Below are 22,510 nucleotides of genomic sequence, written 5' to 3'. Positions count from 1 at the left end.
CACTTGCAGGATGTCCGGCCCAACGCGGAAAGCCTCACGGAGCGCTTTCTCATGGAGAGCCTTATGGAAACCCTCTATACCCTGTTTACCGTTTTTTTTAATCAGGTCATGACTAACGCCCCGCTGCTGCTGGGGCTGGTGACGCTGCTGGGCTACGCGTTGTTACGTAAAAGCGCTACCGTCATCATCAAAGGGACGCTGAAAACCATCATTGGTTTCATGCTGTTGCAGGCAGGGTCAGGCATTCTGACCAGCACTTTCAAACCGGTAGTCGCCAAGCTATCCGAAGTGTATGGCATCAACGGCGCCATCTCAGACACCTATGCCGCCATGATGGCGACCATTGAGCGCATGGGCGATGCCTACAGCTGGGTAGGGTATGCCGTGCTGCTGGCCCTGGCGCTGAACATTGGGTATGTGCTGCTGCGCCGCATTACCGGCATCCGTACCATCATGCTGACCGGCCACATCATGTTTCAGCAGGCGGGGCTCATCGCGGTGTTCTTCTATATCCTTGGCTACCCGATGTGGACGACCGTGCTCTGCACGGCGGTGCTGGTGTCACTCTACTGGGGCATCACCGCCAACATGATGTACAAACCTACCCAGGAAGTGACGGACGGCTGTGGTTTCTCTATCGGTCACCAACAACAATTTGCCGCCTGGCTGGCCTATAAACTTGCCCCGTTCCTCGGCAAAAAAGAGGAAAGCGTGGAAGATCTTAAACTGCCGGGCTGGCTCAATATTTTCCATGACAATATCGTCTCCACGGCCATCGTCATGACGCTGTTTTTCGGCATCATCCTCTGCTCATTCGGCCTGGAAACCCTGCAAACAATGGCCGGGAAAACCCACTGGACGATCTATATCCTCCAGACCGGCCTGATGTTCTCTGTGGCTATCTTCATCATTGTGCAGGGTGTGCGGATGTTCGTGGCGGAGCTTACGGAAGCGTTTAACGGCATCTCCCAACGCCTGATTCCGGGGGCGGTGCTGGCGATTGATTGTGCCGCCATCTACAGCTTTGCACCCAATGCCGTGGTGTGGGGCTTTATGTGGGGCACCATCGGCCAGCTGATTGCTGTCGGTATCCTGCTGGCGATCGGCTCTTCCATCATGATCATCCCGGGCTTTATTCCCATGTTCTTCTCCAACGCCACTATCGGCGTATTTGCCAATCACTTTGGCGGCTGGCGTGCTGCGCTGAAGATCTGCCTGGTCATGGGCATGGTCGAGATCTTTGGCTGTGTCTGGGCGGTAAAACTCACGGGGCTGAGCGCCTGGATGGGCATGGCGGACTGGTCGATTCTGGCCCCGCCGATGATGCAGGGTTTCACCACCGGCCTGTGGTTTATCGGGGTGATCCTCATGATTGCCGCGATCTACATGTTCTTTGCCGGCCGTACCCTGCGCGCCGAAGAGGACGCAGAAAAAATTGCTTCAGAACAACCGGTCGAACAATGACTGTCAGTTAAACAGCCACAGCCGGTTAAACAATAACAGCCAATTAAACAGCAACACTCTGTTGAACCATAAGGAGCCAAGATTATGACCGTGCGCATTCTGGCGGTATGTGGATGTGGGCAAGGCAGCTCGATGATCATGAAGATGAAAGTCGGCCAGTTCCTGACACAGGAAGGCATTAATCACAGCGTAAACAGTTGTGCGGTAGGGGAATACAAATCCGAGCTGGGCGGCGCAGACATTATCATCGCCTCTACTCATGTGGCGGATGAGATCACCGTCAGCGGCAATAAATATGTGGTCGGTGTACGCAATATGCTGTCCGCAGCGGACTTCGGGCCAAAGCTGCTGGAGGTGATCACCGCGCATTTTCCCCATGACCTTAAAAAACAGGAGCCGGTATGAAGCTGCGTGATTCGTTAGCGGAAAACCACGCTATCGCCCTTCAGGCGGAGGCGGCCACCTGGCAGGAGGCGGTGAAAATCGGCGTTGATCTGCTGGTGAAAGCCGGGGTGGTGGAACCCCGTTATTACCAGGCCATTCTGGACGGCGTGGCGCGTTTCGGGCCCTATTTTGTGATTGCCCCAGGGCTGGCGATGCCGCATGGCCGCCCGGAGGAAGGGGTCAACAAAACCGGTTTTGCACTGGTCACATTGAAAACGCCCCTGGTGTTTAACCATGAAGAGAATGATCCGGTCGATATCCTGATTACGCTGGCGGCAGTAGATGCTCAGGCACATCAGGAGGTCGGCATCATGCAAGTGGTGAACCTGTTTGAAGATGACGCCAATTTTGACCGGTTGCGCGCCTGCCGCACTGAACAGGACGTGCTGGCACTCATTGATGAAACCTCAGCCGCCGCTGACGCGGCCGCCCACTAAAAGGAGCGTTGTTATGTCTCACATCTTACCGATGTTACAAGTCGCCCTGGACAACCAGAGCATGGCTGATGCCTACCACACCACCCGGCAGATTGCGGCGGAGGTCGATATCATTGAAGTCGGCACCATTCTTTGTGTGGCGGAAGGCGTGCGCGCAGTACGTGACCTCAAAGCACTCTACCCGGAAAAAATTGTGCTGGCTGATGCCAAAATTGCTGATGCCGGGCACATCCTCGCGCGCATGTGTTTTGAAGCCGATGCGGATTGGGTAACCGTGATCTGCTGTGCCGACATCAACACCGTCAAAGGGGCACTGGAAGTCGCCCATGCGTTCAATGGCGATGTGCAGATTGAGCTGACCGGTTTCTGGACCTGGGAGCAAGCCGCGGAGTGGCGTGTGGCCGGCATTGGGCAGGTGGTTTATCACCGCAGCCGTGATGCGCAGGCTGCCGGCGTGGCCTGGGGCGAGGCCGATATTGCTGCGATCAAACGCCTGTCAGAGATGGGCTTTAAGGTCACGGTGACCGGGGGGCTGGCGCTGGCGGATCTGCCGCTGTTCCAGGGTATTCCGGTGCATGTGTTTATCGCCGGGCGCAGCATTCGTGACGCCGCAGACCCGGTTGAGGCTGCGCGTCAGTTCAAGCGTACCATTCAGCAGCTCTGGGGCTAAGGAGCCGGCATGTTACATAAAGCCGTTCCGCTCGGCATTTATGAAAAAGCACTGCCGGGGGGCGAAGACTGGCTTGCCCGCCTGCAACTGGCGGCATCGCTGGGGTTTGATTTTGTTGAGATGTCGATCGATGAATCTGATGCGCGTCTGGCCCGGCTGGACTGGTCACCCGAACAGCGTATGGCGCTGGTGAAGGCAGTAGCCGCGACCGGCGTACGCGTGCCCTCGCTCTGCCTCAGCGCCCATCGCCGCTTTCCGCTGGGCGCGGAAGAGGATGAGGTGCGCGAGGAGGGGCTGTCGATTATGCGCAAGGCGATCCGGCTGGCGCAGGATGTCGGCATCCGCGTGATTCAACTGGCGGGTTATGACGTCTATTACCAGCAGGCCAACGACCGCACCAGGGCGCGTTTCCGTGATGGGCTGGTGCAGGCGGTCGAGATGGCCAGCCGGGCGCAGGTGACGCTGGCGATGGAAATCATGGATTACCCGTTGATGAACTCCATCAGCAAGGCGCTGGGTTATGCGCATTACCTCAATAACCCGTGGTTTCAGCTCTACCCGGATATCGGCAACCTGTCCGCCTGGGACAACGATGTGCAGATGGAACTCGCCTCGGGTGCCGGGCACATCGTCGCGGTGCATGTTAAAGATACCCGCCCCGGCCTGTTCAAAAATGTGCCGTTCGGCGAAGGGGTGGTGGAGTTTGAACGCTGTTTTGCCACCTTGCAGGCCAGCGGCTACCGCGGCCCTTACCTGATTGAGATGTGGAGTGAGACGGCCCCCGATCCGGCAGCGGAGGTGGCGGCGGCGCGCCATTGGGTATGTGAGAAAATGCGCCGGGCCGGGCTTCCCGTGCCGGCACGGGAAGCCCGGGAAACAGGAGTGCAATGATGCTGGAGTCTCTGAAACAACAGGTGTTTGACGCCAACCTGGCACTGCCGGCACACCGGCTGGTGACCTTTACCTGGGGCAACGTCAGCGGTATCGACCGTGACCGGCAACTCATGGTGATTAAGCCCAGCGGCGTGGCGTATGAACAGTTGCAGCCAGAGGATATGGTGGTAGTTGATCTGGACGGGAACATCGTGGAAGGGCGCTACCGGCCTTCGTCAGATACTGCGACCCATCGGGTGCTTTATCAGCGTTACCCCACACTGGGCGGTATTGTGCATACCCATTCCACTCACGCTACCGCCTGGGCGCAGGCCGGGCTGACCATCCCGGCACTCGGCACGACCCATGCGGACTATTTCCTGGGCGACATCCCCTGTACCCGCGCTTTGCGGCGTGAGGAAGTGGAGGGCGACTATGAGCGGGAAACCGGCCGGGTCATCGTGGAAACCTTCACGGACCGCGATCCGCTGCATACGCCGGGCGTGATTGTCAGCCAGCACGGCCCATTCAGTTGGGGACGCTCACCGGAGGAGGCGGTACATAATGCCGTGGTGATGGAAGAGGTCGCCAAAATGGCCTGGATTGCATGCAGCGTTAACCCACACCTGCACCCGATTGACAGTTACCTGATGAAAAAGCACTTCAGCCGTAAACATGGTGCCGATGCCTATTACGGGCAGAAGCCAGCGCAGTGACCCGCACCACCTGGCCTTCGCGGTAAAGGACGGCAAGCAGCAGGTGAGAATGGCGATAAATGATAGTGGCGGCAGATGAAGATGGCGCTGAGTGGCCGCGGCGTGCGAGGGCAATGTCAGGTGACAGCAAGCCGCATGGAGTGGCAGCACGTTGCGTTGAATGGCGGCAGGCGTCGCGGAGAGTGGCAACAGCGCTGAGTGACGGCGGCCGTGGCCGCCGGTCCATCTGCAGAAGTGATCCTCTGTAAAGAGGATCAGTGGCAGCGCCTGATTGATAACCTCAGGCGCTGTACCCCATAAGCTGCATCAGCCGCTGCGCCTGCACCACGGCTTCCTGGCGGTGGGTGACACCCAGCTTCTGATAAAGGTTACGGATATGAGTTTTGATGGTGGTGGCCGCCACATCCAGCTCACCGGCAATCTGGTCATTGCTGTAACCGGAGTAGATCAGGCCCAGCACCTGCCATTCGCGTTGGGTCAGCGGGCTGGTGCGGATCAGTTCCGGCACGTGCGGGTGAGTCAGCAGCTTCAGCACAAAGCTTTCGTCGAAATGCGCGAACTTGTGGCGATGATGCTGATTTATATCGCGAAGAATACGCTGCGCCCGGTGTTGCTCCAGTTCTGCCAGGGCATTCAGCTGGATAAGCTGGCGTAATTGTTGGGCCATCAGTTCGCCCTCAATCACGAAATGGCTGATAAAACCGGTGCGGTTGGCCAGCGTCAGGGCTTCCATCAGCGCTTTCTGGGCATCCGCTTTCCGCTCACACAGCCAGTAGAGCCGGTTACTGAGCAGCAGGTTACGGTTGAGGTCGCTGTAGAGCTTCAGCCGCCGGGCGTTGTCGTTCAGCTCATCCAGCACCACTTCGGCTTCATTAAACTGGCCGAGCAGGATTTGTGTGCGGGCAATATTGCGCCATTGCCCCTGAAGGAAATGGTTATCCGCCATGCCCGGTTTTTCCGTATGGCGCAGCCAGTTAGCCGCGGCAGTGACATCATTGGTCATCTGCCAATAGAGTACCCGGGCTTTATCCGCGTTGGTGAGCCAGTCACGGTGATAGGCGCTGCTGAGCAACAGGGTTTCACACCCCTGAAGGTGCCGCCCGGCATTGTCGAGATCGCCCCGTGCCAGCGAGCATTTCGCCAGCATCGCCAGGCACTGTAACTGGTGTTGCGGCTGGTGGTTATTGAGCACTTCCAGGCCACGCCGGGCGGCCCCTTCGGCCTCGTCCAGCCGTGCCCATGACCATAACAGCTGGGAGCGCAGGCGCAGCAGGAATTCGTGCAGCGGCAACTGCTCCAGATGCTGTTCGCGCACCAGCTCAAAGGCTTTGTCCTGGGTTTCAAAGGCTGCCTGTAAAAAGCCCTGGGCGATCAGGATTTCGCTCTGTTGCAGCAACGCCCAAAGCGCGTAATGGGTGACCTCATGCCGCCGCGCCATCTGCTCGGTTTGCTGCATCATCGGCAGCGCGCGCGCCAGCTCGCCTTTGCAGTGGTGCACTTCGCCGGTCACGGAGGTTGCCACGATGCGGCTGTAGTAACTCGACAGCGGCAGGAATTTCAGCGCCTCACCGGCGAGCTGCTCGGCCTCTTCCGGTTTGCCGGCCGTAATGGCGACCTGCGCGCGCAGCGCGTTGAATTCGGCCGCCAAGGTTTTATCAATTTCCAGTTGTTGGGCCTGCATCGCCTCGGCAGCGCGATCCAGCAGGGTATCGACTTCCGTGAAGCGGTGCTGGCTTTGCGCCAGCCACGCCTGTAACAGCGCCAGTTTGGGGTTCTGCACCAGCCGCTCATAGGGCAGCGCATTCAAACACTGTTCAAGCAGAGTCAGTTCGCTTTGGTTGAACAGCATCCAGCCATGATGCAGCAGGATGTCGCGCAGCATCTCAATGTCACCGGCTGCTAACGCATGGTGGATGGCTTCAGCCGGGTAGCCCAGCGCCAGCCAGCCTTCGGCGGCGCTGCGGTGGATGGCCGGCAGCTCCAGCGCCAGTTCCCACTGGCAGCGCTGGCGCAGAAATGCGGCAAATAAGGGGTGGAAGCAGAACCATTCACCGCTGTCATCCATACGGTGGATAAACAGGCCCTGGCGCTCCAGCTCCTCCAGCCGTTGCTGGCCGTAATCCTCGCCGGTCAGCCGCACAATCAGCGCATCATTCATGGAGCGCAACACCGCGCAGCGCAGCAGGAAGTGGCGGGTATCGACGTCAATACGGTCGAGTACCTCATCCACCAGGTAATCATTCAGGTGGCTGGCGTTCAGCCCGGCCAGCCGTTGGGCTGATTTATGCGCCGCCGCCCCGGACTGGCGGGCAGAGAGGGCGATCAGTTGCAGGGCGGTTGCCCAGCCCTCAACGTCGTCACATAAACGGCTGCTGTCACCCTGTTCCAGCGGCGCATGGAGCCGGCAGTCAAAGAACTGTTTTGCCTCCTGGTGGTTGAAGGCGAGCTGGCTGCTGCCGAGTTCCAGCAGTTGATCGCGCACCCGCAGGTTGGCGATGCCGAGCGGCGGCAGCGAGCGTGAGAGCAGCACCAGCGTCAGGTTTTCCGGCTGGTGGCGCAGGAAAAAGCGCATCGCCTCATGGATCTGCTCATTGGTGATCAGGTGATAGTCATCAATCACCAGGTAGAGCGGCCGGTGCCATTCACTCAGGTCAATAAACAGTTGGGAAAACAGTGCTGACAGGCTGGCGTACTGGTGTTTCTGGCTCATGGCCTCGCTTTTGCTGCAATGCCCGCCAGTGGCCTGCTGGATAGCGGCCACCAGATAACTGACAAAGCGTTCCGGCTGGTTATCACTTTCATCCAGTGAATACCATCCCAACTCCGCGATATCGGCCGCCCACTGGGCGACAAGGGTGGTTTTACCGTAACCCGCCGGGCAGTTAACCAGCGCCAGACGGTAATTGGCTGCGCTGGCCAGTTTGGTCAACAAACGATCGCGCACCACAGTATTTTGCAGCCGTACCGGACGGCTGAGTTTTGAAGGGATCAGCATGAGGTTTCCATCTTCTCTGACAGCGGCGGAGGTGGCGGAAAGGTAGCCATCCAATACACCATGATTATTTTACGGCTTGTAATTAATCATTAGCCGTTAAGTTCAGCTAAGCCACTTTCTAATGCAATAACTGCCGGTTTTGAGGTGATGGTAAGTTGCAGTCGATCACACTTCACGGCTACGCCCTGCTTCTCCTCCCCAGCTAAGCGTCCGGCGGGATGATGCCGCGCCGCTCACTGCCCGGCAGGATAGCGCTAATTATTTAAGCGCCTGTCCGTCATGCCCAATTCACATGTTCAACATTTAACTGGTTAGCGTTAACTGGTTTAACTACAGGAATGAGACCTGCTATGTCACAGCCCACATTTAAAAAGGATGTCTTTTTGGCTGCGCTGTCGCGCCAGTGGCATCATTTCGGCCTTCATGCCGCAGAAGAAATGACGCCGCATCAGTGGTGGCAGGCGGTAAGCGCCGCCGTTGCCGAGCAACTGACTCCTCCGCCCCGGCCGGAAGCGGCTGAGAAGGGGCAGCGGCATGTGAACTACATCTCAATGGAGTTCCTGATTGGCCGGTTGACCGGCAATAACCTGATCAACCTCGGCTGGTATGACGACATTGCCGCTATCCTGAAAGGCTTTAACCTGTCGCTGACTGACATCCTTGAACAGGAGGTGGATCCGGCGTTGGGCAACGGCGGCCTCGGGCGGCTGGCCGCCTGCTTCCTGGATTCCATGGCGACCCTCAGCCAGCCGGCCACCGGCTATGGGCTGAACTACCAGTACGGGTTGTTCCGCCAGCGCTTTGTTGACGGCAAACAGCATGAGTCGCCTGACATCTGGCAGCGCGAAAATTACCCGTGGTTCACCCATAATGCCTCGCTGGCGGTGGACGTCGGTATGGGCGGCAAACTGGAGAAACAGGCCGACGGCCGCACGGTATGGCGGCCCGATTTCATCCTGCGCGGTGAAGCATGGGACTTGCCGGTGGTGGGCTACCGCAACGGCATCAGCCAGCCACTGCGCCTCTGGGAAGCTACCCATCCCGCCCCGTTTGACCTGGGTAAATTCAATGACGGGGATTTCCTGCACGCTGAGCAGCATGGCATCGACGCCGCCAAACTCACCAAAGTGCTCTACCCAAATGACAACCATCAGGCCGGTAAACGGCTGCGCCTGATGCAGCAATATTTCCAGTGTGCCTGTGCGGTAGCGGACATCCTGCGCCGCCACCATCGCGCGGGCCGTGCCCTGGCGGAGCTGCCGGATTATGAAGTGATCCAGCTCAATGACACCCACCCGACCATTGCGATCCCTGAGATGCTGCGCATCCTGCTGGATGAGCATCAGCTGGAGTGGGAGGCCGCCTGGCAGATCACCAGCCGCACCTTTGCCTACACCAACCACACGCTGATGCCGGAAGCGCTGGAGTGCTGGGATGAAAAACTGGTGCGCAGCCTGCTGCCGCGCCACTTCGCCATCATCAAGCAGATCAACGCGCACTTCAAAAAGATCGTGGATAAGCAGTGGCCGGGCGATGAGGCGCTGTGGGGCAAGCTGGCGGTGCTGCATAACAAGCAGGTACGCATGGCCAACCTGTGCGTGGTGGCCGGTTTTGCGGTGAACGGGGTAGCGGCGCTGCACTCTGATCTGGTGGTGAAGGATCTCTTCCCGGAATATCACCAGCTTTGGCCGCAGAAATTCCATAATGTCACCAACGGCATCACCCCGCGCCGTTGGCTGAAGCAGTGTAACCCGGCGCTGTCAGCCTTGATCGATGAAACGCTGAACACCGAGTGGGTCACGGATCTGGACGCGCTGAAAGGGCTGGAACCTTATGCCGAAGACGCCGGGTTCCGGGAGACATTCCGCCAAATCAAGCACCGGAATAAAGAGAAACTGGCAGCGTATGTGAAGGATGTCACCGGCATTGTGATCAATCCGGAGGCGATCTTCGATATCCAGATCAAACGGCTGCATGAGTACAAACGCCAGCACCTGACGCTGCTGCATATCATCGCGCGGTATCAGGAGATCCTGAGTAAAAAGGGCCCGGACCGGGTGCCGCGGGTGTTCCTGTTCGGGGCCAAAGCCGCGCCGGGCTACTACCTGGCAAAAAATATCATCTATGCGATCAACCAGGTCGCGGCGACGATCAACAACGATCCGCGGGTGAAGGATCTGCTGAAGGTCGTGTTTATCCCGGATTATAAAGTGTCGGTCGCGGAGCTGATGATCCCGGCGGCAGATGTCTCCGAGCAGGTGTCCACTGCCGGGAAAGAGGCGTCCGGCACCGGCAATATGAAACTGGCCCTGAACGGCGCGCTGACCGTCGGCACGCTGGATGGCGCTAACGTCGAGATTGCCGAGCAGGTGGGTGAAGAGAATATCTTTATTTTCGGCAATACCGTGGAGCAGGTCAAAGCGCTGAAAGCCGGTGGCTATGACCCGGTGAAATGGCGTAAAAAAGATAAACGACTCAATGCGGTACTGAAAGCGCTGGAGAGCGGCGAATTCAGCAACGGCGACAAGCAGGCGTTTGAAATGTTGCTGAACAGCCTGCTGGGCGGGGGCGACCCTTATCTGGTGCTGGCCGATTTCGCCGCCTATGAAGAAGCGCAACAGAACGTGGACGCACTCTACCGTGACCCGGAAGAATGGACACGACGCGCTATCCTGAATACAGCACGCGTTGGGATTTTCAGTTCGGATCGTTCGATCCGGGATTATCAGCAACGCATCTGGCAGGCAAAACGGTAAGGAGACCGCATGGACGAGAAACAGATTGATCAGGCGGCCACGCTGGCGGGTATTTCCGCCAGCTTTATCAACGCGCACGGCAAACAGCAGGCAATTTCAGCGCAGACCAAAATGAAATTGCTGACCGCAATGGGCCGTGATGAAGAGACCTCGCCGGCAGCCGGGCCGCTGCCGCCGGTGAAAGTCTTCACCCAGGGGCGGCCGATTTCCCTGTCGCTGGCCGGAAAGGGTGAATTCAGCTGGGTGCTGGAGCAGGAGAACGGCACGCGGGCCGAAGGGCGCGCCGGGGGAAGCAAACGTCTGACCCTGCCGGGGCGGCTGCCGGCGGGTTACCACCAGCTGACGCTGGAGCAGAAAGGGCAGCGCTGGAGCTGTCGCCTTATCGTCGCCCCGAAACGCTGTTATGAACCGGAAGCGCTGCTGACCGGCAAAAAACTCTGGGGTGCCTGCGTGCAGCTTTACAGCCTGCGCTCAGAGCAAAACTGGGGCATCGGTGATTTCGGTGACCTGCGGATGATGCTGGAAGAGACGGCGAAACGGGGCGGGGCGTTTATCGGCCTGAACCCGATCCACGCGCTCTACCCGGCGATGCCGGAGAGCGCCAGCCCCTACAGCCCCTCATCACGCCGCTGGCTGAATATCCTCTACATTGACGTGAATGCGGTAGATGAGTTCCGTCACAGTAAGGCGGCCCAGCGCTGGTGGAAACAGCCTGACACCCAGGCGGCGCTGGAGAAAGCGCGCGCGTCAGAATGGGTGGATTACAGCGCGGTGACGGCCCTGAAGCGGGAGGCGCTGCGATTGGCCTTCCCTGACTTCGAGGTGCTGCCCGCGACCCATGCCCGCAAGCGTGCCTACCTGCAATTCGTAGAGCAGGCCGGCAGCAGTTTGCGCCAGCAGGCTGCTTTTGATGCGCTGCATGAACAGCTGATCAAAGAGAACAAAGAGTGCTGGGGCTGGCCGGCCTGGCCGGAAAAATACCGTGACGGCACCGAGGCGGCGGAAGCGTTTTATCACTCCAACCGCGATGACGTCGAATTTTACCAGTGGCTGCAATGGCTGGCGCACAGCCAGTTCGCTGACTGTTACGCCCACAGTGAAGCCCTGGGGATGCCGATCGGCCTCTACCGTGATTTGGCGGTCGGGGTGTCAGAGGGGGGCGCAGAAACCTGGTGTGACCGTGAGCTGTACTGTTTGCGTGCCTCAGTCGGCGCACCGCCGGATATTCTCGGCCCGCTCGGCCAGAACTGGGGCCTGCCGCCGATGGACCCGAACGTGATGCAGACGCGCGGTTATCAGCCGTTTATCGATTTGCTGCGCGCCAACATGACTGACTGCGGTGCACTGCGGATTGACCACGTGATGGCGCTGCTGCGGCTGTGGTGGATACCTTATGGGGAAACGGCCGATCAGGGTGCATATGTCCAGTATCCGGTGGATGATCTGCTGGCGATTCTGGCGCTGGAGAGCCAGCGCTACCGCTGCATGGTGATTGGTGAGGATCTGGGCACCGTGCCGGTTGAGATTGTCGCCCGGCTGCGTGACAGCGGCGTGTACTCATACAAAGTGCTCTATTTCGAGCGCGATCGCGACAATATCTACCGCGCGCCGCAATCCTACCCGGTGCAGGCGATGGCAACCATCACCACCCACGATCTGCCGACCCTGCGCGGGTTCTGGGAGAGCGGGGATCTGACGCTCGGCCAGAAGCTGGGCCTGTACCCGGACAAAGAGGTGTTCGCCGGGTTACAGGAGGATCGGGATAAAGCGCGCCAGGGGCTGCTCAACGGCCTGCACCAGTACGGGTGTGTGCCGAAAAAGCTGGGGCATAAGGCCTCTATGATGGCGATGACCCCGACGCTGAACCGCGGCCTGCAACGCTATATCGCAGACAGCGCCAGTGCGTTGCTGGGGTTACAGCCGGAAGATTGGCTGAATATGAAAATGCCGGTGAACGTGCCCGGCACCACAGACCAGTACCCCAACTGGCGGCGCAAGCTGTCTCAGACGCTGGAGGCGATGTTTGCTGACCCGCAGGTCAACCGGCTGCTGAAGGATCTGGATAAGCGCCGCCGTAAGGTGTCGGTCTGAGCCTGTAGCCGGCCTGGAAAATGACAACCCGGAGATAACCCGGAAAAGAAAAGGGCACCCTGTAGGGTGCCCTTTTTTGTCGGTGCTGAACCTGCAACGTTCATGCCCCGACAAGCCGTGCCTTACTCAGGCCGGCCTTGATAATACGGCCTTAGTAATAAGAGTGCTCACCGCGCTGGTGTTCGGTCAGATCCCGCACGCCTTTCAGCTCCGGGAAGTTAGCCAGCAGCTCTTTTTCAATGCCGTCTTTCAGGGTCACATCAATCATCGAGCAGCCATTGCAACCCCCGCCGAATTGCAGGATGGCATAGCCGTCATCGGTGATTTCCATCAGCGACACACGGCCGCCGTGGCCCGCCAGTTGCGGGTTGATTTTGGATTGCAGTTCATACTCGACACGCTCCATCAGCGGTGCGTCATCCGAGACTTTACGCATTTTGGCGTTCGGGGCTTTCAGCGTCAGCTGGGAGCCGAGCTGGTCAGTCACGAAGTCAATTTCGGCGTCTTCCAGATAAGGTGCGCTCAGCTCATCCACATAGGCGGAGATCTGATCAAATTTCAATTCGGTGTCGGTGGCTTCTACTGCGTCCGGCGGGCAATAGGAGACGCCGCACTCAGCGGTAGGTGTACCCGGATTAATCACGAATACGCGAATCTGAGTGCCTTCTTCCTGGCTCGCCAGCAATTTGGCAAAGTGTGCTTGGGCTGCGTCGGTAATACGGATCATAGCATTCACTCAATAGTTGACTTCTCTAGTAGGTTATAATACGCCCAATGACGGCATCACTACAAGGTGCGGCACAGGCACCAGATTTGAATCGACGCCACACCCGCACGATTGAGCAACGCGCAAATCTCCGCCACCGTACTCCCGGTGGTGACCACATCATCCAGTAGCGCCACATGGCAACCGGCCAGATTCTGCCCGCAGTGAAACGCGCCGCGCAGGTTACGCTGCCGCCGGGCGGCCGTGAGTGCGCGCTGGGCAGGCGTCGCGCGGGTGCGTTGCAGCGTATCTTCCCGGTAACCGCAGCCCAGCCAGCGCGCCAGCGGCACTGCCAGCAAATCACTCTGGTTATAGCCGCGCCGCCATTGCCGCCGCCGGTGCAGCGGCACGCTGATCACCTGGTGCGGCCGCACGACCCGCCCGTGGCGGTGGGCCTCCAGCCAGCGCAGCAGCAACAGGCGCGCCAGCACCGGGGCCAGCTCCGGGGTGTGGCTGAACTTCAGCCGATGCACCAGGTGGCTGAGCGGCGGGCGAAAATCGGTAACGGCAACCAGCGCCTGCCAGGGCGGCGGCTGCCGCAGGCAACGGCCGCACGGCAAATCGGGCGAGGCTGAGGGCAGGCCGCAGCGCGGGCACGCCGGGGGCGCGGTCAGGTGCCGCAGGCAGTAACTGCAAATGCCGTGGCGGCTGAGGTGTAGCGGCATCCGGCATAGCCAACACAGGCCGCCGATTGTTAGCATACTCATCTTGGCTTCCTTGCAGAGATACAGAAACAGGACAATAACCTATGACGGAGCTTTACTGGCAGACAATGGGCGAAGGCGATCGCGATCTTGTGCTGCTTCACGGATGGGGGTTGAACGCCGACGTCTGGCAACAGGCTGCGGTGCGGCTTGCGCCGCATTTCCGGCTGCACCTGGTCGACCTGCCTGGTTACGGGCGCAGCACCGGTTTCGGCGCGATGACGCTGGCAGAGATGGCCGCACGGGTGCGGGAAAATGCCCCGCCGCGCGCCCACTGGCTCGGCTGGTCGCTGGGCGGGCTGGTGGCCAGCCAGATTGCGCTGGACGCCCCGGCGCAGGTGGACTCGCTGATTACCGTAGCCTCGTCCCCCTGTTTTGCCGCGCAGGGGGAGTGGCCCGGCATCCGCCCTGAGGTATTACAGGGGTTCCAGCATCAGCTCAGTGAGGATTTCCAGCGCACGGTGGAACGTTTTCTGGCGCTGCAAACCCTGGGTACCGAGAGCGCCCGGCGCGACGTCCGGCTGCTGAAGGCGGTGGTGCTGGAGCAGCCGATGCCGGGAGTGGACGTGCTGAACGGCGGGCTGGAGATTTTGCGGCAGGCCGATCTGCGTGAACCTTTGCGTGCGCTGACGCTGCCGTTCCTGCGCATCTATGGGCGGCTCGATGGCCTGGTGCCGCGTAAGATTATCCCGGAACTGGATGAGGCGTGGCCGCAGTCAACGTCCGTTACCCTCGACAAAGCCGCCCATGCGCCTTTTGTTTCCCATCCGGACGATTTCACCCAGGTGCTGCTTGATTTCCTCGCGGAACACTCGCCGGGCGGCCTGGCCTTGCCCCGATAACCCGCTGTTTATGGAGTTTATTTAGCGCAGTAAAGTGGAATTATTTAGGGGCCCGAGTGGATAAATCAGCAATCTGCTTAATACTTAGGTATCAGGCAGGTAACTGATTAACTGACAGACGGTGTGAACAGGGCGGATAAACGCGTCAGCCCTGTTCACGCGACTGTCACGCTTCTGGGCGGGATATCGCCGGGGTTCATTCGCACAAGGATGATGCTGTCTCCGTGGTGTTCGTTACCTGCTTATCTTGACTGCTTTCTTAAACACTAATCATTCTACGAGAGGTAAGGTCATGAAATTTATGTCTGCAATGAAGGCTTCAGCGATGACGGCAGCGGTGCTGGCGGGTGTGATGTCATTTGGCGCACTGGCAGCGCAGGAGATCTCCAAAGAAGAAGCCACCAAGTATGAGAAAGTGGGCACCGTTACCACGACGGCGGAAACCACCTCGCCAATGGATGCCAAAGAAGAACTCTCCAAACTGGCCGATGAGAAAGGCGGTAAATACTTTGTTGTGATCGCCGGCCGCGAACACGGCAAAGTCAGCGCCATCGCCGAAGTCTATAAATAATCTCTGATTGATCGGTCAACGGGGCGCCAAACGGCGCCTTTTCTATTACTGCGTCCGCCTTCTTCTTTCCCCGCGCCCTCTGCCGGATTACATCCTTCCCCGTTACGGTATAATTGCCCCGAATTTACCCTCACGTTGACGCGGAGATGCGTATCAGTGGCAGCTACGATTTATGACATCGCACGGATGGCCGGGGTCTCCAAATCGACCGTGTCTCGTGTGCTGAACAATCAGCCCAATATTTCCCCTGAGGCCCGTGACCGGGTGTTGCAGGCGATCGACACGCTGAATTACCAGCCCAGCAAACTGGCACGGGCGCTGACGTCCTCAGGCTTTGACGCCATTATGGTGATTTCCACCCGCCCGACCCGCAGCACGCTCGGCAACCCTTTCTTTGCAGACATTGTGCACGCCATCGCCTCCAGGGCCGAAGAGGAGGGGTTCGACGTGATTTTGCAGACGTCCCGTAACAGCGAGGACGATCTGCAAAAATGTCTCGTAAAGATCAAAGAGAAGATGGTGAAAGGGATCATCATGCTCAGCTCCCCGGCCGATGAGGCCTTTTTCGCCCAGCTCGACAGCTACACCATTCCGGTGGTGGTGATCGGCCGGGTGGAGGGGCAGTACCGCCACATCTTTTCGGTGGACACCGACAATGTGCATGACAGCTACCGGATGACCCAGGCGCTGATTGCGCAGGGGCACCGGGCGATCGCCTGCCTGCACGCCTCGCTGGATTTCCATGTGTCGATTGACCGGCTGGCCGGTTACCGGCAGGCGATGGCGGACGCGGGATTGCCGGTAGACCCGGCCTGGATTGTGGATGGCGGCAACAGCGTGGAGGAGGGGTATGAGGCGGCTTGCCGGTTGCTGGCGCTGCCGTCGCTGCCGACCGCCGTGCTGGCGACCGATGCGCTGAAAATTCTCAGCCTCTACCGGGCCGCGCAGGAGCAGGGGTGCAGCATTCCCGACCGGCTCTCCGTGATGGGGTTCAGCAATACCGGTATTTCACCGCTGTTGACGCCGCCGTTAAGCGGCATCGACGTGCCGACTGCCCAACTGGGCTGGCAGGGCGGCGACCTCCTGTTTGCCCGCATTGCCGGGCGCGAACCTTCGCAGATGCATACGCTGGTGGAGACTGAAATCCGTTACGCCCGCTCAACGGCCGCCCCGGCCCCCAGGCATAAGGCATAAAAAAAGGGAGGGTGCCGTCACCCTCCCTGTGTGGTTGCCCGGCGCTTACGAAAGCGTTGGGATCACCTGTTCGGTTTCGCTGTCAAAGAAGTGGGCGTGCGCCATGTCCAGCCGCAGGCCCAGTTTCTCCCCGGCGTGAATGTCACATTGCGCGTCCGTGCGCACCACCAGTTCATGCCCGCCAATCTGGCAATACAGCATAAATTCAGCCCCGGTCAGCTCCGCCACGGAGACGCTGGCCTCAATCTGCTGCTGGCCCGGTTGTGCCAGTTGGATTGACTCCGGGCGGATGCCGAGGATCAGCGGCTGGCGCTGATACCCGGCCGCGTTGAGTTTCTCCAGCGCCGCCGCCGGGATCGGAATATGCAGGCTTTCCGTCGCAAAGTGCCCGCCATCCAGCGCCCCGCGGATAAAGTTCATCGCCGGGGAGCCAATAAACCCGGCGACAAACATGTTGCATGGCCGGTTGTAGATGGTTTTCGGGCTGCCGACCTGCTGCACAATGCCGTCTTTCATCACCACAATCCGCGTCGCCATGGTCATGGCTTCGGTCTGGTCGTGGGTCACGTAGATCATGGTGGTGTCGAGCTTCTGGTGCAGCTTGCTGATCTCCGCCCGCATCTGGACGCGCAATTTGGCGTCGAGGTTGGAAAGCGGTTCGTCCATCAGGAACACTTTGGCATCGCGCACGATGGCGCGGCCTAACGCGACCCGCTGGCGCTGGCCGCCGGAAAGTGCGCTCGGGCGGCGTTGCAGCAGGTCTTTCAGCCCGAGGATCTGCGCCGCATAGGCCACGCGCCGCTCAATTTCCGCTTTATCCACGTTCATCAGCTTCAGCGCGAACGCCATGTTGTCATATACCGACATGTGCGGGTAGAGCGCGTAGTTCTGGAACACCATCGCGATGCCGCGGTTTTTGGCGGCCACGTCATTCATGCGCTGGCCGTCAATCAGCAGGTCGCCGTCGCTGATCTCCTCCAGCCCGGCGATCATCCGCAGGGTGGTGGATTTGCCGCACCCCGACGGGCCGACGAACACGATGAACTCTTTGTCTTCAATCTCCAGGCAAAAATCTTTTACGACGTGGACATTGTTGGGATAAATCTTCTGAATGTGCTGTAAAGAAATCTGGGCCATGCTCAGCTCCTGGTGATGGGTGTGGGGCAAGCCTGTTCTGCCTGCCAATGGGCCAGCAGATCTGGCCAGGCCAGCTCCCCGGTGTGGTTCAGCCGGTAATCCGCCCCGGTGAGCGATGCGCCGATCCCTACCGAGTACATGCCGCTGGCGTTGATGGCGGTGATCCCGGCCTGCGCATCCTCAATGCCGATGGCCTGGTCAGGCGCAACCCCCACCCCGCGGCAGGCGGTCAGGAAAATTTCCGGATGCGGTTTGGAGTGGGTTAATGCGCGGGCATCGGCGCAAAAATGGAACCAGTCGCATAACCCCAGCGATGCCAGCACCTGCGGGGCATTCTCCGACACGGAGGCCAGCCCGATGCGGCACCCGGCCGCCCGCAGGTCAGCCAGCAGCGGCAGAATGCCGGGCAGAATGTCCGCCGGGCTGAGGGTTGCCAGCAGTTCCCGGTAAAGATCGTTCTTTTCCGTCATAAATTGCTGACGCTGCGCCGGAGTATAGGCGTCAGCCTGGCCGCCGCGCTGCAAAATACGCGTCAGGGAGTCAGCGCGGTTTACGCCTTTTAACTGCTCGTTAAACGCACGATCGATACTGATGCCCAGTTTTTGCGCCAGTTGTTGCCAGGCGAGAAAATGGAATTCGGCGGTGTCAGTGATCACTCCGTCCAGATCAAACACGACCGCCTGGGGTAAAGGCTTCATTGCCATCATGCTTCCTTAGTGAAGTGCCAGCACCAGCCGGCGGGTGAAAGAGTGCAGCGTGCCGTGGACGCTGATGCTCAGCGGGGCGTCAGTGGCTTTTTCAATCTGCAAGTGCTGTTGGCTGATGCTGATCTGGAGCTGTTCACCCCGCCAGCGGAGCGGGAAGCGCAGTGTTTTCCAGTGCGGCGGCAGGCGCGGCGAGAGCACCAGTTGCCCCTCCTGATACTCCAGCCCGGCAAAGCCCATGATCGCCCCGAGCCAGATGGCCCCGGTGGCGGCGGCGTGGATGCCGTCATCACAGCTGTGCGGCTCCGGCCCCAGATCGATAGCCATTGCCTCGCGGTACAGCGGCCAGGCGAGGTCTGCCATGTCGTTGCGGCAGGCGACAATCGCGTAGATCGCCTTGCTGAGCGATGAGTCATGGATGGTACGCGGCAGGTAGTAATCCAGGTTGGCGCGTTGCACGTCACGGCTGAACAGCGACGGCAGCAGGAAGAACAGCATGATCAGGTCGGCCTGCTTGAGGATCTGCATCTCGTTGACTTCCGCCCGCGAGTAGTCGAGCAGAATCGACTGGGTGCCGGCTTTTGCCTGATAGCGCGTCAGGTCTATCGTCGGTTTGCTGAAGAAGCTGTCATCCTGCGGGATAACCCGATCGTTATCCGGCTGGGGCAACACGCAACGGGCCAGGAAATCCCGCCCGCGGGCGCGGAAGCCGGCATGTTCCGGTGTGTCCGGCAGGTAATGCAGCGCCTGCGCCACGCTGTAGTGCGCCAGATAATTGGTGTAGGCATTGTTGTTGACGTGCTCGGTGTACTCGTCCGGGCCAATCACATCATGCAGCTCCAGCCGGCCATTGACTTCCGTGGTGCGGCTCAGCCAGAACAGCGCGCACGCTTTCAACAGCGCCTGGGCTTCGGTGGCCTGGAAGGCGGCGTCACCGGTGGCCTGAAGGTAGCCCACGGTGGCGTAGGCGATATCCGCGACCAGATGGTGTTCAGCAAGCGCCGACGCCACCGGCTGGCGCAGACCGGTGCGGATGTTGATCAAGCCGAAAGCCGGCGTCTCCTCTTCACCGGTAAAGGCGCTCTCCCACGGGAACAACGCGCCCTCGTACCCGCAACGGGCTGCTTTCTGCTGCGCCTGCGGGATACGATGGTAGCGGTAGCGCAACAGCGCCCGCGCGGTTTCCGGCCGGGTCAGCAGGTGATAGGGCAGGATAAAGATGTCGGTATCCCAGAACACGTGGCCTTTGTAGCCTTCGCCGGTCAGCCCTTTGGCCGCCACACTGCACCGCTCATCATGCGCAGGCGTCATGGCGGCGAGATGGTAGGCGGACATGTCCAGCGCCAGTTGGTCAAAGGCATCACTGGAGTCAACCTCCACCCGCGCCTGCGGCCACCAGTGTTGCCACTGTTGCAGGCTGGCTGCGCGCAGCGCCGCGTAACCCTGTTCAACATGCGGGGCGAGTTGCGCGAGGCAGTGTTCGTCCCAGCTTGCCGGTTCCGCATCGCCCGGCAGGCAAACGTCAACCCAGCTGAATTTTTCCAGCGTCAGCGGCACGCCCACCTGTAGGGTGGTGCTGAACTGCTGGGTCAGCCGGCGGTTTTTTGCGGCATAGCTGATGCGCACGTCATCAGTGGAGAGACGGCAATGGCTGGTGAGCATCAGCGCCATGTCACCTTCGGGCGTGCGGTAGCAGCCTTGCAGCGTGTGCTGGTGCATCACGCGCACGCTCGCTTCCGTCAGGTGCTGGCGGCCGCTGTTGGTCTGCGTGGCGTCAATGCCGGTGGAGAGGCGCAGGGGCGTCGCCTGATCCAGCGCGGTCAGTGTCAGGGTGGCGGCCACCAGTTGCTGCGGCGCACGCGCCACAAACCGGGCGCTTTTCAGGCTGAACAAACCGCCCTCCGGCGATTGCCAGATCAGTTCACGGCAAAGCTCACCCAACTCCGGGTGGAATTCCCGCCGGTAGGAAAGCAGCGTCCCGGCCAGCAGTGAAAAAGGCGTGTTTCCCAGCTCAATTTTGCAGCCGGTGATGTCCGGCAGGTTCACCAGCTCAGTGACCTCATCCGGCGTGGCGCGGTGGTAGAACCCGGCCACAAACATGCCGCGCACCTGATCGGTGTAGGCCTCTTCGTGGCCGCCACGGATGCCGAGATACCCGTTGCCGCAGGTCATCAGGGTGGCGTATTTGTTCAGCTGGTGCGGGCTGAAACCCGGCTCGCACAGCACGGAGAACGGGGCGGAAGGGGAAGTCATCATAACGTCACGCTCTCACCCTGTTCAGCGGCCTGATAGATTGCTGCCACCAGTTGCTGAATGCGGTAACCCTGGCGGCCATCGGCCACGTCGCTCTCTTGCCCCATCACGCGGTCAACAAAAGCTTTCATGCTGTTATGGTGGCGCTGGCTGTCCGCTTCCTGGCGCTGGTAAAGCGTCAGCAGTTTGCCGCCGTCATCGGTATAAATGTGCGCCGGGAAGAGGGTGGCCCCCGCCTCGGCCCCGCAAAACTGCACGTTCATCACTGACTCTTCCGGGATATTCAGCGCAAAGGAGGTTTCCAGCCGTAAAATGCCGCCGCCCTCAAACTCCAGCGTGGCAAACAGGGCATCTTCCACCGTGTACTTTTCCGGCTGCCATTCACCAAACAGCCCCCGGTGTTTGCGGTTGCCGATTTTGCAGAACTGGTGGGCGCTGACGCGGGTGACCTGGGGGAAGCCCAGCACATACATCGCGGCATCCAGCATATGGATGCCGATGTCGATCAGCGGCCCGCCGCCCTGCTGTTCTTTGTCGATAAAGACGCCCCAGCCCGGCACACCGCAGCGGCGCAGGGCGCGCGCCTGGGTGACGTAAACCTCGCCCAGCATTCCGGCTGCCACTTTTTCCCGCAGAATGCGGCAATCCTCGGCGAAGCGGTGGTGGAAATCATAGGCCAGCACTTTCCCGGCACGGTCGGCGGCGTCGGCCATCGCCAGCGCCTCAGGCGGCGTCATGGCCGGGGGCTTTTCACACATGACGTGGCAGCCATGCTGCAACGCCTGCAGCACCTGTGCCGAGTGGAAGCGGTTTGGCGAACAGATACTGACCACATCCGGCTGTTCAAGGCGGTACATCTCGTCTGCGTCAGTGTAGGCACGGGGGATGTTATTGCGGGCGGCAAAGGCGTCAGCGCGTTCAGCCTCTTTGTCGACCACCGCAACCAGCGTGACGTCTTTGCGGGTAGCGTAATAGGCGGCGTGCACTTTCTCCGCCACCTGGCCCGCACCAATAATCGCGACCCGCAAGGGCCGCGATGCGTAAGCAGTAAACTCCATGTTTTTCCTGCCGATTAGCGCAAGGTGCGCAGATAGTCGAGGGAATCCTGATAGGCTTTGGCCGGATCGGCCGCCCGCACGCGGCATTCGTAGACGGCGTAACCGTCATAGCCATCTTGTTTGAGCTGGTTGAAATGGCGTGCAAAGTCCAGCGAGCCGCTGCCCGGCTGATAGCGGTGGTTATCTGCAATGTGGACATGCCCCAGCAGGTCGCGGTGCTGGTGCAGCGCGGCGCTGATGTCATCTTCCTCAATGCTCATGTGGTAGAAGTCACCAATGATCTGCGTGTGGTGCAGCTGGTTCTCTTCGATGTAGCGGCGGGCATCTGACAGCAGGTTAATCATGTGATCCTGATAGCGGTTCAGCGGCTCCAGGAAGATTTTGGTGCCGGTGTCGGCGGCGATGCCGTCGAGGAATTTCAGCGAGCTGCTGACGGCCAGGCGGTCACCGGCCACGCTGCGCGGTGAGGTCATCGGCGGCAGGCGGTAGGTGAACATGCCCCAGGCGGCCGGCACCACGATGCCTTTCGCGCCGACTTCAGCCAGCGCCCGCAGTATGGCGGCAATCTGTTGCAGGCCGTTCAGGCGGCGCTCTTCAATGAAATCCCCGATCCAGCCGTCATAGCCGCCACAGGCGCTGACCACCGGCAGGCCGGTTTCTGCAATCGCGGCTTTCACCTCTGCCAGGTTGTTCACCAGCAGCTTGCCGTCAATTTCAAAGCCGTCAAAGCCCATGTTTTTGATGTACTGGAACTTCGCCAGAATCCCTTCCGGGAAGAACGCCTGATTTTGGGTACCGATTTTCATCTCTTTATATCCTGTAAAGTCACATGTAA

The 22,510-nt window shown here is 59.9% G+C and carries 19 protein-coding genes; 11 read left to right on the top strand and 8 right to left on the bottom strand.

Annotated features, from left to right (window positions below; genetic code table 11):
• Positions 1–63 precede the first annotated feature (63 nt).
• From ulaA to CYR52_RS00370, 6 genes are all read left to right on the top strand, one after another.
• Positions 64–1,464, top strand: coding sequence for a PTS ascorbate transporter subunit IIC (gene ulaA, locus CYR52_RS00395; protein ID WP_072927515.1), 1,401 nt, complete (start codon positions 64–66; stop codon positions 1,462–1,464).
• Positions 1,465–1,548: 84 nt separating this feature from the next.
• Complete coding sequence (gene ulaB / locus CYR52_RS00390; protein WP_072927513.1) at positions 1,549–1,869, top strand: PTS ascorbate transporter subunit IIB; 321 nt, start codon at positions 1,549–1,551, stop codon at positions 1,867–1,869.
• Positions 1,866–2,345: a PTS ascorbate transporter subunit IIA gene (ulaC, locus tag CYR52_RS00385; RefSeq protein WP_072927511.1), complete on the top strand. Its 480-nt coding sequence runs from the start codon at positions 1,866–1,868 to the stop codon at positions 2,343–2,345. Before ulaB ends, ulaC begins: the two co-directional genes overlap by 4 nt.
• A 13-nt stretch (positions 2,346–2,358) precedes the next feature.
• A complete protein-coding gene (locus tag CYR52_RS00380) occupies positions 2,359–3,015 on the top strand; it encodes a 3-keto-L-gulonate-6-phosphate decarboxylase UlaD (RefSeq protein WP_101827756.1) in 657 nt (218 codons plus the stop codon).
• A 9-nt stretch (positions 3,016–3,024) separates the two neighbouring features.
• Positions 3,025–3,906, top strand: coding sequence for an L-ribulose-5-phosphate 3-epimerase (locus CYR52_RS00375; RefSeq protein ID WP_101827755.1), 882 nt, complete (start codon positions 3,025–3,027; stop codon positions 3,904–3,906).
• Between the two features lie 2 nt (positions 3,907–3,908).
• Positions 3,909–4,604 carry an L-ribulose-5-phosphate 4-epimerase gene (locus tag CYR52_RS00370; RefSeq protein WP_101827832.1) on the top strand — a complete coding sequence of 232 codons (696 nt, stop codon included), beginning with the start codon at positions 3,909–3,911 and terminating at the stop codon, positions 4,602–4,604.
• Between the two features lie 280 nt (positions 4,605–4,884).
• Here the strand turns inward: CYR52_RS00370 and malT are convergent, their stop codons facing one another.
• On the bottom strand, positions 4,885–7,599 hold the full coding sequence (gene malT, locus CYR52_RS00365; protein WP_072927507.1) for an HTH-type transcriptional regulator MalT: 2,715 nt from the start codon (positions 7,597–7,599) through the stop codon (positions 4,885–4,887).
• Positions 7,600–7,949: 350 nt separating this feature from the next.
• Between malT and malP the strand changes: the two genes are divergently transcribed.
• Together malP and malQ are read left to right on the top strand one after the other, a co-directional pair.
• On the top strand, positions 7,950–10,355 hold the full coding sequence (malP, locus tag CYR52_RS00360) for a maltodextrin phosphorylase (protein ID WP_101827754.1): 2,406 nt from the start codon (positions 7,950–7,952) through the stop codon (positions 10,353–10,355).
• Between the two features lie 9 nt (positions 10,356–10,364).
• Positions 10,365–12,446, top strand: coding sequence for a 4-alpha-glucanotransferase (gene malQ, locus CYR52_RS00355; RefSeq protein ID WP_101827753.1), 2,082 nt, complete (start codon positions 10,365–10,367; stop codon positions 12,444–12,446).
• Between the two features lie 151 nt (positions 12,447–12,597).
• On the opposite strand, the gene nfuA is transcribed toward malQ, so the two are convergent.
• Positions 12,598–13,173: a Fe-S biogenesis protein NfuA gene (nfuA, locus tag CYR52_RS00350; protein WP_072927501.1), complete on the bottom strand. Its 576-nt coding sequence runs from the start codon at positions 13,171–13,173 to the stop codon at positions 12,598–12,600.
• A 59-nt stretch (positions 13,174–13,232) separates the two neighbouring features.
• The gene (gene gntX / locus CYR52_RS00345; protein ID WP_072927889.1) at positions 13,233–13,913 is read right to left on the bottom strand and encodes a DNA utilization protein GntX; all 681 of its coding nucleotides are present in this window, start codon (positions 13,911–13,913) and stop codon (positions 13,233–13,235) included.
• Positions 13,914–13,960: 47 nt separating this feature from the next.
• On the opposite strand from gntX, the gene bioH reads away from it, so the two are divergent.
• The 3 genes from bioH (at position 13,961) to CYR52_RS00330 (ending at position 16,523) form a co-directional block, all read left to right on the top strand.
• Positions 13,961–14,758 (top strand): pimeloyl-ACP methyl ester esterase BioH, encoded by a 798-nt coding sequence (gene bioH / locus CYR52_RS00340; RefSeq protein ID WP_101827752.1) that lies wholly within the window; start codon positions 13,961–13,963, stop codon positions 14,756–14,758.
• A 310-nt stretch (positions 14,759–15,068) separates the two neighbouring features.
• Positions 15,069–15,329, top strand: a complete 261-nt coding sequence (locus CYR52_RS00335; RefSeq protein ID WP_072927888.1) for a YdgH/BhsA/McbA-like domain containing protein — start codon at positions 15,069–15,071, stop codon at positions 15,327–15,329.
• A gap of 156 nt (positions 15,330–15,485) precedes the next feature.
• Positions 15,486–16,523, top strand: a complete 1,038-nt coding sequence (locus tag CYR52_RS00330) for a LacI family DNA-binding transcriptional regulator (protein ID WP_072927498.1) — start codon at positions 15,486–15,488, stop codon at positions 16,521–16,523.
• A gap of 45 nt (positions 16,524–16,568) precedes the next feature.
• Here CYR52_RS00330 and CYR52_RS00325 read toward each other — a convergent pair whose 3' ends face one another.
• Genes CYR52_RS00325 through CYR52_RS00305 form a run of 5 tightly spaced genes read right to left on the bottom strand, consistent with a single transcriptional unit; the run spans position 16,569 to position 22,481 of the window.
• Positions 16,569–17,660 carry an ABC transporter ATP-binding protein gene (locus CYR52_RS00325; protein ID WP_101827751.1) on the bottom strand — a complete coding sequence of 364 codons (1,092 nt, stop codon included), beginning with the start codon at positions 17,658–17,660 and terminating at the stop codon, positions 16,569–16,571.
• 2 nt (positions 17,661–17,662) lie between these two features.
• Complete coding sequence (gene pgmB, locus CYR52_RS00320) at positions 17,663–18,364, bottom strand: beta-phosphoglucomutase (protein ID WP_420912694.1); 702 nt, start codon at positions 18,362–18,364, stop codon at positions 17,663–17,665.
• A 9-nt stretch (positions 18,365–18,373) separates the two neighbouring features.
• Entirely contained in the window at positions 18,374–20,620 is a 2,247-nt protein-coding gene (locus CYR52_RS00315; RefSeq protein WP_241506086.1) for a glycosyl hydrolase family 65 domain-containing protein, read from the bottom strand.
• Positions 20,617–21,675: a Gfo/Idh/MocA family protein gene (locus tag CYR52_RS00310; RefSeq protein WP_101827750.1), complete on the bottom strand. Its 1,059-nt coding sequence runs from the start codon at positions 21,673–21,675 to the stop codon at positions 20,617–20,619. Before CYR52_RS00310 ends, CYR52_RS00315 begins: the two co-directional genes overlap by 4 nt.
• A 14-nt stretch (positions 21,676–21,689) precedes the next feature.
• Complete coding sequence (locus CYR52_RS00305) at positions 21,690–22,481, bottom strand: sugar phosphate isomerase/epimerase family protein (protein ID WP_072927493.1); 792 nt, start codon at positions 22,479–22,481, stop codon at positions 21,690–21,692.
• Between the last annotated feature and the right edge of the window lie 29 nt (positions 22,482–22,510).

Origin of the sequence: Chimaeribacter arupi (assembly GCF_002858805.1) — a bacterium.
Lineage (GTDB): Bacteria > Pseudomonadota > Gammaproteobacteria > Enterobacterales > Enterobacteriaceae > Chimaeribacter > Chimaeribacter arupi.
This window is presented reverse-complemented; position numbering and strand designations above follow the sequence as displayed.

Coding starts and splice junctions, on each gene's coding strand:
- ulaA (WP_072927515.1), top strand. CDS start 64: ATGGAAACCCTCTATACCCTGTTTACCGTTTTTTTTAATCAGGTCATG.
- ulaB (WP_072927513.1), top strand. CDS start 1,549: ATGACCGTGCGCATTCTGGCGGTATGTGGATGTGGGCAAGGCAGCTCG.
- ulaC (WP_072927511.1), top strand. CDS start 1,866: ATGAAGCTGCGTGATTCGTTAGCGGAAAACCACGCTATCGCCCTTCAG.
- CYR52_RS00380 (WP_101827756.1), top strand. CDS start 2,359: ATGTCTCACATCTTACCGATGTTACAAGTCGCCCTGGACAACCAGAGC.
- CYR52_RS00375 (WP_101827755.1), top strand. CDS start 3,025: ATGTTACATAAAGCCGTTCCGCTCGGCATTTATGAAAAAGCACTGCCG.
- malT (WP_072927507.1), bottom strand. CDS start 7,599: ATGCTGATCCCTTCAAAACTCAGCCGTCCGGTACGGCTGCAAAATACT.
- malP (WP_101827754.1), top strand. CDS start 7,950: ATGTCACAGCCCACATTTAAAAAGGATGTCTTTTTGGCTGCGCTGTCG.
- malQ (WP_101827753.1), top strand. CDS start 10,365: ATGGACGAGAAACAGATTGATCAGGCGGCCACGCTGGCGGGTATTTCC.
- nfuA (WP_072927501.1), bottom strand. CDS start 13,173: ATGATCCGTATTACCGACGCAGCCCAAGCACACTTTGCCAAATTGCTG.
- gntX (WP_072927889.1), bottom strand. CDS start 13,913: ATGCTAACAATCGGCGGCCTGTGTTGGCTATGCCGGATGCCGCTACAC.
- bioH (WP_101827752.1), top strand. CDS start 13,961: ATGACGGAGCTTTACTGGCAGACAATGGGCGAAGGCGATCGCGATCTT.
- CYR52_RS00335 (WP_072927888.1), top strand. CDS start 15,069: ATGAAGGCTTCAGCGATGACGGCAGCGGTGCTGGCGGGTGTGATGTCA.
- CYR52_RS00325 (WP_101827751.1), bottom strand. CDS start 17,660: ATGGCCCAGATTTCTTTACAGCACATTCAGAAGATTTATCCCAACAAT.
- pgmB (WP_420912694.1), bottom strand. CDS start 18,364: ATGGCAATGAAGCCTTTACCCCAGGCGGTCGTGTTTGATCTGGACGGA.
- CYR52_RS00315 (WP_241506086.1), bottom strand. CDS start 20,620: ATGATGACTTCCCCTTCCGCCCCGTTCTCCGTGCTGTGCGAGCCGGGT.
- CYR52_RS00310 (WP_101827750.1), bottom strand. CDS start 21,675: ATGGAGTTTACTGCTTACGCATCGCGGCCCTTGCGGGTCGCGATTATT.
- CYR52_RS00305 (WP_072927493.1), bottom strand. CDS start 22,481: ATGAAAATCGGTACCCAAAATCAGGCGTTCTTCCCGGAAGGGATTCTG.